Origin of the sequence: Dactylosporangium sp. McL0621, assembly GCF_049995355.1 — a bacterium.
Lineage (GTDB): Bacteria > Actinomycetota > Actinomycetes > Mycobacteriales > Micromonosporaceae > Dactylosporangium.
Genome location: NZ_CP188259.1, coordinates 12,012,596 through 12,027,121 on the forward strand (window position 1 = coordinate 12,012,596; position 14,526 = coordinate 12,027,121).

A 14,526-nucleotide genomic window follows, 5' to 3' on the forward strand; every position below is an offset into this window, starting at 1 on the left:
TCGTTACCGGTGAGTTAAGCTCCCGACCGCCCCGCGCAGGTGGGCGGCCACGTCCGCGGCGGTGACGGGCCCGGCCTCGGCGGCGCGGCGCCCGGCCAGCCCGTGCACGTAGGCGGCGGCGACGGCGGCGTGCTCGGCCTGGAGCCCCCCGGCCAGCAGCGCGCCGAGCAGCCCGGCGAGCACGTCCCCGGTGCCGCCGGTGGCCAGCGCCGCCGTCCCGGTCGGATTGACGTACACCCGCTGGTCCGGCGTCGCGACGATGGTGCGGTCGCCCTTGAGCAGCACCACCGAGTCCATCCGCCGGGCCAGGGACAGGGCCGCGGCCACCCGGTCGTCGCCGGGCGCGCCGCCGGAGAGCCGCTGGAACTCGCCGTCGTGCGGGGTGACCACGGTGGGCGCGTCGCGCTCGCGCAGCCAGTCGGCCAGCCGGGCGTCGGCGAGCAGGGTGAGCGCGTCGGCGTCGAGGATCACGGGCACCGGGACGCCGAGCACCGCACGCAGCTCGCCGTAGGCGCGCTCGTCGGTGCCGAGGCCGCTGCCGCAGACCCAGGCCTGCACCCGCCCGGCGTCGGCGACCCGCTCGGCCGCGATGACCGGCGGGTGGTGGAAGCGCACGGCGTCGGCGGCGCTCCCGGCGTACCGCACCAGCCCGGTCGGCCCCGCGAGCGCTCCGGCGGTGGACAGCACCGCGGCGCCCGGGTACTTCGCCGAGCCGGTCGCGAGCCCGACGACCCCGCGGGAGTACTTGTTGTCGTTGGCCTGCGGCCGGGGCCACCAGGCGGCGATGTCGTCGGACTCGGGCACGTACAGGGCCGGGTCGCCGTCGAGGTGCCCGTGCAGGCCGATGTCGACGAGCTCGACCATTCCCGCGTGTACCGCCCCGGCGCCCACGAGCAGGCCCGGCTTGAGCACGCCGAAGGTCACGGTGATGTCGGCGTGCACCGCCATGCCGCTCACGGCCCCCGTGTCGGCGTCGACGCCCGAGGGCACGTCGACGGCGATGACGGGCGCGCCGAGCAGGATGCCGGCGATGTCGGCGACCCTGGCCGCGGCGGGCTCGCGCAGGCCGCCGCGCCCGCCGATGCCGAGGATGCCGTCGACCACCAGGTCGGCCTGGTCCGGGGCCCGCTCGCCGAGGCGCCCGCCCGCGCGGTACAGGGCGTCGGCCCCGCCGCGGTGCACCCGGTCGGGGTCGAACAGCAGCGCGTCGACGCGCGCGCCGCGGCGGGCCAGCCGCGCGCCGGCGTAGAGCGCGTCGCCGCCGTTGTTGCCGGGGCCGACGAGGAGCAGGACGCGGCTGCCGTACACCCTCGGCAGGGTGTCGGCGCAGCGCCGGGCCAGCCCCGCCGCGGCGCGCTGCATGAGCGCGCCGTCGGGCAGGGTCTTCATCACGGACTCTTCGGCCGCGCGTACCTGCGCGACCCGCCAGGCTGCTCTCACAGAGACAACCCAACCACACCGTCCCTATTCGACGGTCACGGACTTGGCCAAGTTGCGCGGCTGGTCGACGTCGTGGCCGCGCGCCGAGGCGATCTCGCAGGCCAGCACCTGCAGCGGCACGGTGGTGACCAGCGGGGCGAGCAGCGTCGGGGTGATCGGGACGTGGAAGAGGTGATCCGCGTAGGGCTTCACCGCCACGTCGCCCTCCTCCGCGATCACGATCGTGCGGGCGCCGCGGGCGCGGACCTCCTGGATGTTGGAGACGACCTTGTCGTGCAGGACGCCGCGGCCCCGGGGCGAGGGCACCACGCACACGACCGGCGTGCCCTCGTCGATCAGCGCGATGGGGCCGTGCTTGAGCTCGCCGGCGGCGAAGCCCTCGGCGTGCATGTACGCCAGCTCCTTGAGCTTCAGCGCGCCCTCCAGGGCCACCGGGTAGCTCACGTGCCGGCCGATGAACAGCACGCTCTTGGCCTCGGCCAGGTCGCGGGCGAGCTCACGGATCGGGGCCATCATCGTCAGGACCTGCTCGACCTTGGCCGGCATCTCCTGGAGCTGGGCGACGACGGCGGCGACCTCGTCGGCGTACTTCACCCCGCGGACCTGGGCCAGGTGCAGCCCGACGAGGTAACAGGCGACCAGCTGGGTCAGGAACGCCTTGGTGGAGGCGACCGCGATCTCCGGCCCGGCGTGGGTGTAGAGCACGGCGTCGGACTCGCGCGGGATGGTGGAGCCGTTGGTGTTGCAGACCGCCAGCACCCGCGCCTTCTGCTCCTTGGCGTGGCGCAGGGCCATCAGGGTGTCCATGGTCTCGCCGGACTGGGAGATGGCCACGACCAGCGTGGAGCGGTCGAGCACCGGGTCGCGGTAGCGGAACTCGCTGGCCAGCTCGACCTCGCAGGGGATGCGGGTCCAGTGCTCGATCGCGTACTTGGCGACCATGCCCGCGTGGTAGGCCGTGCCGCAGGCGACGATGAACACCTTGTCGACGTCGCGCAGGTCCTGGTCGGTGAGGCGGACCTCGTCGAGCATGAGGTCGCCGTGCTCGTTGAGCCGGCCCAGGAGGGTCTCGGCGACCGCGTGCGGCTGCTCGGCGATCTCCTTGAGCATGAAGTAGTCGTAGCCGCCCTTCTCGGCGGCCGAGGCGTCCCAGTCGATGTGAAACGGCTTGCCCTCGGCGGGGTTGCCTAGGAAGTCGGTGATCACGAGGTCGTCGGCGGTGATGAGCACGACCTGGTCCTGGCCGAGCTCGACGGCCTCGCGGGTGTGCTCGATGAACGCGGAGACGTCGCTGGCGAGGTAGTTCTCGCCCGGGCCGCGGCCGACCACGAGCGGGGAGTTGCGCCGGGCCCCGACGACCACGCCGGGGGCCTGCGCGTCGACGGCGAGCAGCGTGAACGCGCCCTCCAGGCGGCGGCAGACGGCCCGCATGGCCTCGGCCAGCCGCGCGCCCGGGGTGTCGCCCTCGGCGTCCGCCAGGGCCTGGGTGAGCAGGTGGGCGGCGCACTCGGTGTCGGTGTCGCTGGCGAACTCGATGCCGCTGTTCTCCAGCTCGGCCCGCAGCTTGGCGAAGTTCTCGATGATGCCGTTGTGGATGACCGCGACCCGGCCGTCGAACGAGCGGTGCGGGTGCGCGTTGCGGTCGGTCGGCCCGCCGTGCGTGGCCCAGCGGGTGTGCCCGATGCCGGTCGTGCCGATGCCGAGACTGTGGCCGGCCTCGTCGGCGAGCGCCTTCTCGAGATTGGCGAGCTTGCCGGCGCGCTTGGCGGTGAGCAGCTCACCATGCCGGCGCCGGCCGACTACGTCCCCACCGACGTGGCCTGGGTCGCCTGACTGGACGATCGCAACGCCGGCGGAGTCGTAGCCGCGGTACTCCAGCCGCCGCAGCCCGTCCAGCACGATGTTCAAGGCCGGCCGGGCGCCGGCGTACCCCACGATTCCGCACATGCCCCGTACCGTAGCAGACTTTCGCGCAGAACCCGTGCGCGAAAGTGTCGTATACGCGCACGGGAAATGCGCACGAACAGCCGACCCTAGATGAGCGACGAACGGATCTGGGCGCCGCCGTCGACCACCAGGGTCTGGCCCGTCATCCAGCGTGACGCAGTACCGGCCAGGAAGGTGATGACTTCGGCGATGTCGTCCGGCTCGCCGATGCGGCCGAGGGGGAGCTTGTCGCTGAGGAAGTCCTCGTTGTTCTCCCACAGCCCGCGGGCCAGGTGGGTACGCACGATCCCGGGCGCGACCGCGTTGACCCGCACCGGGGCCAGCTCGGCGGCCATCTGGCGGGTCAGGTGGATGACGGCGGCCTTTGTCGCGTTGTAGTAGCCGATCCCGGGCTCGGTGAGCACGCCGCCGACCGAGGCGACGTTGACGATGGCGCCCGTGCCGCGCTGCGACATCGACGCCTTCCACACCAGCTGGCTCCACAGCACCGGGCCGAACTGGTTGAGCCGGACGGTCTTCTCGGCGCGCACCGGGTCGATGTCCATGAGCGGGCCGAAGTACGGGTTGGTGCCGGCGTTGTTCACCAGCACGTCGATCGCGCCGAAGCGCTCCATCGCCGCCGCGACGACCGCCTCGGCCTGGTCGGGCTCGGCGGCGTGGGCGGCGTGGGTGAGCACGCCGGCCCCCGGGAACTGCGCGGTGATCTCGGCCGCGACCTCGTCCAGGGTTTCGATCTTGCGCGAGGTGAGCACGACGTTGCAGCCTTCGGCGGCGAAGGCCAGGGCGCTCGCCTTGCCGATACCCCGGGAGGCGCCGGTGACGATGACGGTGCGGGCTTCTGTCATGGGCGCACGTTACTACTGGGTAGGCGACACCGTTCGCACGATGTGAGCAATCCGCTCGGCCGCCTCTTTGGCGATCTCCTGCGTGCCGGCCTCGACCATGACGCGCACGAGCTGCTCGGTGCCGGAGGGGCGCAGCAGCACCCGGCCGGTGCCGCCGAGCTCGCCCTCGACCTGCTTGGCCGCGTCGAGCACCTGCGGCGAGCGGGCGGCCGCGGCCCGGTCGAGCACGGGCACGTTGATCATCACCTGCGGCAGCCGGTGTACCACCGCCGCGAGCTCCTTGAGGCTCTTGCCCGTGCGCTCCATGCGCCCCATGAGGTGCAGGGCGGTGAGCACGCCGTCCCCGGTCGTGGCGAACGCGGGCATCACGATGTGCCCGCTCTGCTCGCCGCCGAGCGCGAGGCCCTTGGCGCGCAGCTCCTCCAGCACGTACCGGTCGCCGACCTTGGTCTCCAGCAGCCGGATGCCGGCCTCGGCCATGGCCAGCTTGAGGCCCAGGTTGCTCATCACGGTCGCGACGAGCGTGTCCTCGGTCAGCAGCCCGTCCTCGCGCATCGACAGGGCGAGGACGGCCATGATCTGGTCACCGTCGATCTCGGTGCCGTCGGCCGCCACCGCGATGCAGCGGTCGGCGTCGCCGTCGTGCGCGATGCCCAGGTCGGCGCCGTGCTCGACGACAGCCCGGCGCAGCTGCGCGATGTGGTTGGAGCCGCAGTCGTCGTTGATGTTGAGACCGTCGGGGTCCGCGTTTATCGCGATGACCGAGGCGCCCGCGCGGCGGTAGGCCTCGGGCGCGGCGGAGGAGGCGGCGCCGTTGGCGCAGTCGACCACGACGGTGAGCTCGGCCAGCGGGCTGGGCAGCGAGGTCAGCAGGTGCCGGACGTAGCGGTCCTCGCCGTCGGCGTAGTCGGTGACCCGGCCGACCCCGGCGCCGGTGGGACGGCGGTGGCTGGTGCCGTCCATGAGGCGCTCGATCTCGTCCTCGACCTCGTCGGGCAGCTTGTGCCCACCGGCGGCGAAGAGCTTGATCCCGTTGTCGGGCATCGGGTTGTGCGAGGCCGAGAGCATCACGCCGATGTCGGCGTCGAGGACGCCGGTGAGGTACGCCACCGCGGGTGTCGGCAGCACGCCGACCCGCACCACGTTGGCCCCCGCGCTGGTCAGGCCGGCCACGACGGCCGACTCCAGCATCTCGCCGCTCGCGCGCGGATCCCGCCCGACGACCGCGACCGGCGCGTGGGAGTGATCATGCTCGAACAGCGCCTGGGCCGCCGCGATGGCGACCGCCATCGCCAGCTCCGGAGTCAGGTCGGCGTTGGCCCGCCCACGAACTCCGTCGGTGCCGAAGAGTCGCCCCATCGCGAAACCTCCCAAGGTCGAACCCACCGCGCGCTCCAACCGGCACATCGGCCGGCGTACCGCCCGCGCAACACGAAACGGCCGGGTGCCCACCTCCAGGGTGGCACCCGGCCGAGATGCTTCGTTAGCGCTTCGAGTACTGAGGAGCCTTACGGGCCTTCTTCAGACCGTACTTCTTGCGCTCGGTCGCGCGGGCGTCCCGGGTCAGGAAGCCGGCCTTCTTGAGGGCGGGACGGTCGTCCGGGTCGTTCTCGATCAGGGCGCGGGCGATCGCGAGGCGCAGCCCGCCCGCCTGGCCGGTGGTGCCGCCGCCACGCAGGTTGGCGAAGACGTCGAAGGCCTCGGCCTTCTCGACGATCACGAGCGGCTCCCGCACCGACTGCTGGTGCACCTTGCTCGGGAAGTAGTTCTCCAGCTCGCGGCCGTTCAGCGTGAACTTGCCGGTGCCGGGGACCAGGCGAACCCGGACGATGGCCTCCTTGCGGCGGCCAACGGTCTGGATCGGCTGGCCGGCGCGGCGGGCACGGGTCGGCGCCGCGCTGGTGGCTGTGGCCGTGGTCGGGGCCGTGGCCGTGGCCGTGGCCGTGGCCGTGGCCGCCGGGGCGGTAGCCGTGGCCGCCGGGGCGGTAGCCGTGGCCGCCGGGGCGGTAGCGGCGGCGGCCGGGGCGGTAGCCGTAGCGGCGGGGGCCGGGGCAGCGGCGGCCGGGGCGGCCGGAGCCTCGACGGTCGCGTCAGCGGCCGGCGCCGGGGCGTCGATGGTCTCGTCGGTCACGCTCAGTCCTTCGTCCGCGCTCACTGCGCGATCTGCTTGATCTCGAACGGCTGGGGCAGCTGAGCGGCGTGCGGGTGCTCGGCGCCCGCGTACACCTTCAGCTTGCGGATCTGGCGCGCGCCCAGGCGGTTGTGCGGGAGCATGCCCTTGACGGCCAGCTCGATCGCCCGCTCGGGGTTCTTGGTGAGCAGCTCCTCGTAACCGACCCGCTTCAGACCACCCGGGTAGCCGGAGTGGCGGTAGGCCACCTTGGTCTGGCGCTTGTTGCCGGTCAGCGCCACCGCGCCGGCGTTGATCACGATGACGAAGTCGCCGGTGTCCACGTGCGGGGCGAACGTCGGCTTGTGCTTGCCGCGCAGCAGCGTCGCAGCGTGCGTGGCCAGGCGGCCGAGCACCACGTCGGTGGCGTCGATGACATGCCACACGCGCTCGATCTCGCCCGGCTTCGGGCTGTACGTACCCACAGGTCTACCTTGTCTTCCACGTCGTCGGTCCGGGGTGCGTCCTCGATGATGGCGCTGAACCGATTAGTCCGGGCGCACAGTCACCCAGCGTACCCGAACAGTGGGGACGCCTTGTCATCGCACAACAGCAGTCCACGATACTCGGCGCCCCCAGATGAACCAAATCCGGGTCGCTCAGACCGGCGCCTCCGCAGGCTCCGGCACCGGCCTGAGCGTCAGGCTGTGCTTCTGGTGAGCGCCCACCTCGCTACGCTCGGTACCGCTCACACCCCGGCCAACCGGCGGGGCGAACGGCGCAGGTAGACCAGCCAGGTGACGAGGAAGCACAGCGCGTAGAACCCGATGAACACGAGATAGGCGCCGTCACCCGTCTTGTACGTCAGGAACGACTGCCGGAACGCGAGGTTCACCAGCACGCCGCCGGCCGCCCCGACCGCCCCGGCCACGCCGATGAGCGCGGTCGCCAGCCGCCGCGCGGTGCGCTCGTCGTGCGGGAACTTCGCCCGGAAGATCGCCGGGATCATCTTGTACGTCGAGCCGTTGCCGAGGCCGCTGAAGACGAACAGGAACACGAACCCGGTCACGAAGAGTGGCAGGGAGTGCTGGCGGGAGGCGAGCAGGACCGTGCCCGCGCCGAGCGCCATGGCCACGAAGTTCCAGAAGGTGATCACCGCACCGCCGAAGCGGTCGGCCAGCATGCCGCCGAACGGGCGGATCAGCGAGCCGAGCAGCGGACCCAGGAAGGTGAGGTAGGCCGCCTTCACGGGGGTATCGAAGTCGGCCTTGAACTGCACCTGGAGCACCTGCCCGAAGGCGAACCCGAAGCCGATGAACGACCCGAACGTCCCGATGTACAGCAGCGACATGATCCACGCGTGGGCATCCTTGATCACGTCGCGCATCGCCCGCCGGTCGTTGGACGCGTGCGTCAGGTTGTCCATGAAGACGGCGGCCAGCAGCGCGGCGACGACGATCAGCGGCAGGTAGATCAGCACGATGAGGCGCGGGTGCGCCACCCCGGCGGTGGCGAGCACGAGCAGCCCGACGAGCTGCACCGCGGCCACCCCGATGTTGCCGCCGCCGGCGTTGATCCCCAGCGCCCAGCCCTTCAGCCGCTGCGGGTAGAAGGCGTTGATGTTGGCCATCGAGGAGGCGAAGTTGCCGCCGCCGACGCCGGCCACGGAGGCGGCGATGAGCAGCGTGGTGAACGAGACGCCCGGCTCCAGGACGATGCCCGCGAAGACGGTCGGCACCAGGAGCAGCAGCGCGCTGAAGATCGTCCAGTTGCGGCCGCCGAACCGGGCCACGGCGAAGGTGTACGGCAGCCGCAGCACCGCCCCGACCAGCGTCGGCGCGGTCGTGAGCAGGAACTTCTGGGCCGGGTCGAAGCCGTACTTCGGCCCCAGGAAGAGTACGAAGACCGACCACAGGCTCCAGATCGAGAAGCCGATGTGCTCGGAGAGGATGGAGACGATCAGGTTCCGGCGGGCGATCTTCGCGCCGGTCCGCATCCAGAACTCGGGGTCCTCGGGGTGCCAGTCGTCGATCCACCGGCCGCGGCGCGGCTCGGGCTGAGACTGCGGTTTCTCCACGGCAAGCGTCATGACCGTGGACGCTACGAACGGCCCGTTTCGGGTCGTCGCGACGAAGTTATCGAGGTCGAAACGTTTCCCCCACGGCGGCGGATCTCGGCTTGTGAGATCCGCCGCCCGGGCTTTGGTCAGGCCTTCTTGAACGTCCAGGTGCCGGTGTCGTCGGCGCCCGCGGGCGGGGAGAGCTTCAGCGTGCCGCTGCCGCACTCGTACGCGCTCTTCTTCAGGATCGGCTGGGAGTCCACCGCGCCGCCGGTGTTGGCGGTACCGGTGCCGGCGAACTCGGAGATCGCGACCTTGTCGGCGACGCGCTGGGCGACCGGCGCGGTCAGGTCGACGGTCACCGTGAGGGTGCTGAAGTCCACCGAACCGGTCGGCTCGAGCGTGCCGGTCGTGCCGGACGGGCTCTTGATCGCGCCGTTGACCTTGCCGCCGTACGAGAAGCTGCCCTTCACGTCGTTGCCGGAGACGGAGAAGGTGAAGGTGACCGGCTGCATCGAGCCGAAGTCGACCTGTGTCTTGCCGCCGGAGTCGATGGTCAGCAGCGTGCCGCTGCCGCCCTGGAAGGTGCCGCCCACCGGGCCGGAGAGCTTGCCGGTGATGTTGTCGGCCTTCCAGCTGCCGACCAGGCAGGACGCGACGCTGCCCTGGCCGCCGCCGGTGGTGCCGTTCGTGTCGCCCGAGGCGCCGGTGGAGGCGCCGCCCGACGTGCCGCCGCCCGCGCCGGTGGCGCCGGAAGCTCCCGCCGAGGTGCCAGCCCCGGGTTTGGCGCTGTCGCCACTGCATCCGGTGAGCCCGATGCTGAGCGCCGCAACGGCCGCGAGTGCGACCTTGCCGGTCGTGCGCATCTGCTTCCTCCTAGTACATAGGGGTCCCTGGTTGTTCTACCCAGCCGCGGACGGTCGCCAATCTACAATGCGGCGTCGAATCCAACACGGCTCGGTAACGCCCTGCTTGAGCCGCGTGTGAGGCGCTCTTAGCAGGCGCGAAACATTCGGGACTTTGGAGCGAAACCGCCCTTCGGCAGCCTTTGGCCATGTCCGAAGCGGTGGCTGACTCAGGTTCGTCGATGAGGGTGGTCGTGGTCGGCCACGGCATGGTCGGGCACCGGTTCGCCGAGGCCCTGACCGCCCGCGACGCGGGGCGCCGGTGGCAGATCACCGTGCTCGCCGAGGAGAGCCGCCCGGCCTACGACCGGGTGCGCCTGTCGGCGTACTTCGACGGGGTCTCGGCCCAGGAGCTGACCTACGACCTGCCCGACGGGGTCGACCTGCGACTCGGTGAGCCGGTGCAGTCGATCGACCGGGCCGCGCGCAAGGTCTTCACCGGACGCGGCGTGTACGAGTACGACGCCCTGGTCCTCGCGACCGGGTCCTCGGCCTTCGTGCCGCCGATCACCGGGGTGGACCAGGCGGGCGTGTTCGTGTACCGCACCCTGGACGACCTCGAGGCGATCCGGGACCACGCGCAGGGCCGCGAGGTCGGCGCGGTGATCGGCGGCGGGCTGCTCGGCCTGGAGGCGGCCAACGCGCTGCGCCTGCTGGGCCTGCGCACCCACGTGATCGAGTTCGCCCCGCGGCTGATGCCGGTGCAGGTCGACGCGGCGGGCGGGGCGGTGCTGCGGCGGTTCGTGGAGGACCTCGGCGTGCGCGTGCACCTCGGCGCCGGCACGACCGCGATCCGCCAGACCTCGCCGAGCGGGCGGCTCAACCTGACGCTCTCCGACGGCGCCCACGTGCCGGCCGACATCGTGGTGGTCGCGGCCGGCATCCGGCCCCGCGACGAGCTCGCCCGGGCCGCCGGGCTGGCCACGGGGGCGCGCGGCGGCGTGCTCGTCGACGCCGGCTGCCGCACCGAGGACTCCGCGATCTACGCCGTCGGCGAGTGCGCCGCGATCGAGGGCCAGTGCTACGGGCTGGTCGCGCCCGGCTACGCGATGGCCGAGGTCGTCGCCGACCGGCTGCTCGGCGGGGCCGCCGAGTTCCCCGGCGCGGACACCTCGACGAAGCTCAAGCTGCTCGGCGTCGACGTGGCCAGCTTCGGCGACGCCCTGCCTTCCGGGACGGGCGGCCGGGAAGACCTCCTCGACATCGTGTACCTCGACCCGGCGAACGGGCGCTACGCGAAGCTGGTGCTCTCCGACGACGCCCAGACGCTGCTCGGCGGCATCCTCGTGGGGGACGCGAGCGCGTACCCCACGCTGCGGGCCAGCGTCGGCGGCCCGCTGCCCGGGCACCCGCTCGCCCTGCTGGCCGGGGACGTGGCCGGCGACGTGGCGCTGCCGGCCGAGGCGCAGGTCTGCAGCTGCAACGCGGTCACCCAGGGCCAGGTGGTGGCCGCGATCGCGGAGGGCTGCACCGACGTCGCCGCGATCAAGGAGTGCACCCGGGCCGGTACGAGCTGCGGGTCCTGCGTGCCGCTGCTGAAGAAGATCCTCGTCTCCAACGGTGTCGCGGCCTCCAAGGCGCTGTGCGAGCACTTCGAGTACTCCCGCGCCGAGCTCTTCGACATCGTGCGGATCCGCGAGATCCGCACGTTCTCGCAGCTCATCGAGGAGCACGGGCGCGGGCGCGGCTGCGACGTGTGCAAGCCGACGGTCGCCTCGATCCTCGCCTCGCTGCACAACGACTACGTGCTCGACGGGGAGCAGGCCTCGCTGCAGGACACCAACGACCACTTCCTGGCCAACATCCAGCGCAACGGCACCTACTCGGTGGTCCCGCGCATCCCCGGCGGCGAGATCACGCCGGAGAAGCTGATCGTGATCGGCGAGGTGGCGCGGGACTTCAACCTTTACACCAAGATCACCGGCGGCCAGCGCATCGACCTGCTGGGCGCCCGGGTCGAGCAGCTGCCCGCGATCTGGAGCCGGCTGGTCGGGGCCGGGTTCGAGTCCGGGCACGCGTACGGCAAGGCGCTGCGCACCGTGAAGTCCTGCGTCGGGTCGACCTGGTGCCGCTACGGCGTGCAGGACTCGGTCGGGCTGGCGATCGAACTGGAGCTGCGGTACCGCGGCCTGCGCGCCCCGCACAAGCTCAAGTCCGCGGTGTCCGGCTGCGCCCGCGAGTGCGCCGAGGCCCGGAGCAAGGACTTCGGCATCATCGCCACCGACAACGGCTGGAACCTCTACGTCGGCGGCAACGGCGGCTTCCGGCCCCGCCACGCCGACCTGCTCGCCTCGGACCTGCCGACCGAGGAGCTCATCCGGGTCGTGGACCGGTTCCTGATGTTCTACATCCGCACCGCCGACCGGCTCCAGCGCACCGCGGCCTGGATCGAGGGGCTGGAGGGCGGCCTCGACTACCTGCGCTCGGTAATCGTGGAGGACTCCCTCGGCATCGCCGCCGAGCTCGACGCCATGATGGCCCGCCACGTCACGTCGTACGCCGACGAGTGGCGGGCGACCGTCGAGGACCCGGAGCGCCTGGCGCGGTTCGTCTCGTTCGTCAACGCCCCCGGCACCCCCGACCCGACGATCACCTTCGTATCCGAACGCGGACAGCCTGTCCCCCTCGTCCTGGGAGCACGCCCATGAGCTGGACCGTCGTCTGCCCGTTCGTCCGCCTCGAGCCGGACCGGGGGGTGGCCGCCCTCGTGGGCGGGGACCAGGTGGCGCTCTTCCGGACCTCCGACGGCACCGTGCACGCCATCGGCAACGTCGACCCGATCAGCGGCGCGGCCGTGCTCTCGCGCGGGATCGTCGGCAGCCGGGGCGACCGGGCCGTGGTCGCCTCCCCCATGCACAAGCAGGCGTTCGACCTGGCCACCGGGGAGTGCCTGGACGAGCCGGGGGTGCGGGTGCCGGTGTACGAGGTGCGCATCGCCGACGGCATGGTCGAGATCGCCGCCGCCCTCACGACGTCCGGTTCTGGAGATCGCCCGTGAGCACCAGCAGCACGATCGAGGTGCGGCCGGACTCGGGCGAGGACCTGCCCCTGGCCGGGTTCACCGTGGCCGTGACCGCCGACCGGCGCCGCGACGAGCTCAGCGCGCTCCTGGAGCGGCGCGGCGCCCGGGTGGTGCTCGCCCCGGCGCTGCGCATCGTGCCCGTTGCGGACGACACCGAGCTCAAGGCGGCCACGATCTCGTGCGTCGACGTGCCGCCCGACATCGTCATCGCCACCACGGGCATCGGCCTGCGGGGCTGGATCGAGGCCGCGGAGGGCTGGGGCCTCGGCGAGGCGCTGCGGGCGCGGCTCGACGGCGCGTACCTGATCGCGCGCGGCCCGAAGGCCAAGGGCGCCGTGCGGGCGGCGGGCATGCTGGAGGCCTGGTCCCCGGAGACGGAGAGCTGCGACGAGGTCCTCGACTACCTGACGTCGGGCGGCTACCCGGGCAGTATCGCGGGGCGGCGCATCGCCCTGCAGCTGCACGGGGAGCCCCACCCCGAGTTCACGTCCGCCCTGCGCGACGCGGGCGCGGTCGTGGTGGAGATCCCGGTGTACCGCTGGGCTCCCCCCGTCGACCCCGCGCCCCTGCGCCGGCTGGTCGACCTGATCTGCTCGCGCCTGGTCGACTCGGTCACGTTCACGTCGGCGCCGGCCGTCAGCTCGCTGCTGCGCGTGGCCGGCCCCGAGGCGCCGGACGTGCTCGAGGCCCTGCGCACCGACGTCCTGGCGGCCTGCGTGGGCCCCGTCACCGCGGCGCCGCTGCAGCGCCTGGGCGTCCCGGTGGCCGCGCCGGCCCGGGCCCGGCTCGGCGCCCTCGTGCGCATCCTGGTGGACGAGCTGCCCAAGCGCTCCCCCACCCTGCACGTCGCGGGCGCCGCGGTGACCCTGCGCGGGCACGCCGCGATAATCGACGGCACCCTGAAGCCCCTGGCCCCGGGCCCGATGGCGGTGCTGCGCGCCCTGGCCGCCTCGCCCGGCCGCGTCCTGTCGCGGGCGGCCCTCCTGCGCGAGCTGCCGCGGGGCGCGGACGAGCACGCGGTGGAGATGGCGGTGGCCCGCCTGCGGGCGGCCCTGGGCGGCTCGGCCTTCGTCCAGACGGTGGTGAAGCGCGGCTACCGCCTGCGGGTGGACTAGCTACTGCAGGTAGTGCTCGACCTCGTCGACGGAGTGCACCTCGACCTCGTCGGGCGAAACACCCTGGAGCTTCGCCGCGCGCCGGCGCCGCAGCAGGTCCCAGAGCTGGTCGAGCTGCTCCTCGAGCGAGCGCAGCCGGTCGTGCTCCTCCTGCTCGGTGATCTTGCCTGTCTGCAGCTGCGTGCGCAACCCGTGCTCCTCGTCGACAAGCGTCGAGATCTGGTGGATCAGCGTCTTCTCGTCCATGGCATGCATCATCCACCACCCGCCGCGGCTCAGCGCAGGGTGAGGGAGGACCAGCCGAACTGGTCGATCGGGCCGGTGCCGCCGCCCAGGCGCCAGTCCGTCGCGTCGCCGATCGCGCGGCCCACGAAGCCCTTCGCCCAGGACACCGCCACATCGGCCTCGTCGCCGGTGGCCAGGCGCGCGGCCACGGCCGTGGCGAAGGTCGCGCCGCTGCCGTCGGTGTTGCGGCTCGCGATGCGCGGGCTGTGCAGCTGGCGCGCCTCGCCGTCCGACCAGACCACGTCGATCGCGTCGGTGCCGGCCGCGAAGTCGCCGCCGGTGATGACCACGCAGCGCGGGCCGCGCGCGGAGAGCTGGGACGCGGCCGTCGCCATGTCCTCCGGCGTGAAGACGTTCCAGCCGAGCAGGGCCGAGGCCTCCTCGCGGTTCGGGGTGAGGACGCTCGCGTGGGGGATCAGCCGCTCGTACGCCGCGATGAGCCCCATCCGCGAGCCCGACGCCGCCGTGAGGACCGGGTCGACGACGAGGTTGGGCAGGGCGCCGGTGCGCGCTCGGGCCGCGATCGCCACGGCCGTCTCCGGCGTGGGCAGGATGCCGGTCTTCACCGCGGCCACCCGCAGGTCCTCCAGCACGCTGCTGAGCTGCGCGGTGACGACGTTCGTCGGCTGCGGGAAGAGGGTGGCGGTGTCGCGCGTGTTGCGCGACATCACCGCGGTCACGACCGAGGCGCCGTGCATCCGCAGCGCGGCCAGGGTCCGCAGGTCGGCCTGCAGGCCCGAGCCGCCGGAGCAGTCGGACGCCCCGATCGTGAGTACAACAGTCGGCTCCACGGGCGCC

Annotated in this window: 12 protein-coding genes and 1 pseudogene; 3 read left to right on the forward strand and 10 right to left on the reverse strand. The window is 72.6% G+C overall.

Features of this window, described 5'->3' with window-relative positions:
- Positions 1-3: 3 nt before the first annotated feature.
- From ACPPVO_RS56940 to ACPPVO_RS56975, 8 genes and pseudogenes are all read right to left on the reverse strand, one after another.
- A complete protein-coding gene (locus tag ACPPVO_RS56940; RefSeq protein WP_426508075.1) occupies positions 4-1,440 on the reverse strand; it encodes an NAD(P)H-hydrate dehydratase in 1,437 nt (478 codons plus the stop codon).
- A 24-nt stretch (positions 1,441-1,464) separates the two neighbouring features.
- Complete coding sequence (gene glmS / locus ACPPVO_RS56945) at positions 1,465-3,387, reverse strand: glutamine--fructose-6-phosphate transaminase (isomerizing) (RefSeq protein WP_426508077.1); 1,923 nt, start codon at positions 3,385-3,387, stop codon at positions 1,465-1,467.
- 86 nt (positions 3,388-3,473) lie between these two features.
- Entirely contained in the window at positions 3,474-4,232 is a 759-nt protein-coding gene (locus ACPPVO_RS56950; protein ID WP_360374589.1) for an SDR family oxidoreductase, read from the reverse strand.
- Positions 4,233-4,244: 12 nt separating this feature from the next.
- Positions 4,245-5,591 (reverse strand): phosphoglucosamine mutase, encoded by a 1,347-nt coding sequence (gene glmM, locus ACPPVO_RS56955; protein ID WP_426508079.1) that lies wholly within the window; start codon positions 5,589-5,591, stop codon positions 4,245-4,247.
- A 124-nt stretch (positions 5,592-5,715) separates the two neighbouring features.
- Positions 5,716-6,171 (reverse strand): annotated as a pseudogene (gene rpsI / locus ACPPVO_RS56960) (30S ribosomal protein S9); the annotation flags it as partial.
- A gap of 212 nt (positions 6,172-6,383) precedes the next feature.
- A complete protein-coding gene (gene rplM / locus ACPPVO_RS56965; RefSeq protein ID WP_360374593.1) occupies positions 6,384-6,827 on the reverse strand; it encodes a 50S ribosomal protein L13 in 444 nt (147 codons plus the stop codon).
- Positions 6,828-7,090: 263 nt separating this feature from the next.
- Positions 7,091-8,431: a nitrate/nitrite transporter gene (locus tag ACPPVO_RS56970; protein ID WP_426508080.1), complete on the reverse strand. Its 1,341-nt coding sequence runs from the start codon at positions 8,429-8,431 to the stop codon at positions 7,091-7,093.
- A 116-nt stretch (positions 8,432-8,547) separates the two neighbouring features.
- Positions 8,548-9,267, reverse strand: coding sequence for a hypothetical protein (locus tag ACPPVO_RS56975; protein WP_360374597.1), 720 nt, complete (start codon positions 9,265-9,267; stop codon positions 8,548-8,550).
- 221 nt (positions 9,268-9,488) lie between these two features.
- Between ACPPVO_RS56975 and nirB the strand changes: the two genes are divergently transcribed.
- The 3 genes from nirB to ACPPVO_RS56990 are packed head-to-tail and all read left to right on the forward strand — an operon-like array spanning position 9,489 to position 13,443.
- Positions 9,489-11,954 (forward strand): nitrite reductase large subunit NirB, encoded by a 2,466-nt coding sequence (nirB, locus tag ACPPVO_RS56980; protein ID WP_426508083.1) that lies wholly within the window; start codon positions 9,489-9,491, stop codon positions 11,952-11,954.
- A complete protein-coding gene (gene nirD / locus ACPPVO_RS56985) occupies positions 11,951-12,304 on the forward strand; it encodes a nitrite reductase small subunit NirD (RefSeq protein WP_426508085.1) in 354 nt (117 codons plus the stop codon). The genes nirB and nirD overlap by 4 nt, the downstream gene beginning before the upstream one ends.
- Before the next feature lie 44 nt (positions 12,305-12,348).
- Positions 12,349-13,443, forward strand: coding sequence for a uroporphyrinogen-III synthase (locus tag ACPPVO_RS56990; protein ID WP_426514895.1), 1,095 nt, complete (start codon positions 12,349-12,351; stop codon positions 13,441-13,443).
- Here the strand turns inward: ACPPVO_RS56990 and ACPPVO_RS56995 are convergent, their stop codons facing one another.
- Together ACPPVO_RS56995 and thiD are read right to left on the reverse strand one after the other, a co-directional pair.
- Entirely contained in the window at positions 13,444-13,689 is a 246-nt protein-coding gene (locus ACPPVO_RS56995; RefSeq protein WP_426508087.1) for a DUF2630 family protein, read from the reverse strand.
- A 29-nt stretch (positions 13,690-13,718) separates the two neighbouring features.
- Positions 13,719-14,519, reverse strand: a complete 801-nt coding sequence (gene thiD, locus ACPPVO_RS57000) for a bifunctional hydroxymethylpyrimidine kinase/phosphomethylpyrimidine kinase (RefSeq protein ID WP_426508089.1) — start codon at positions 14,517-14,519, stop codon at positions 13,719-13,721.
- Positions 14,520-14,526: the final 7 nt, after the last annotated feature.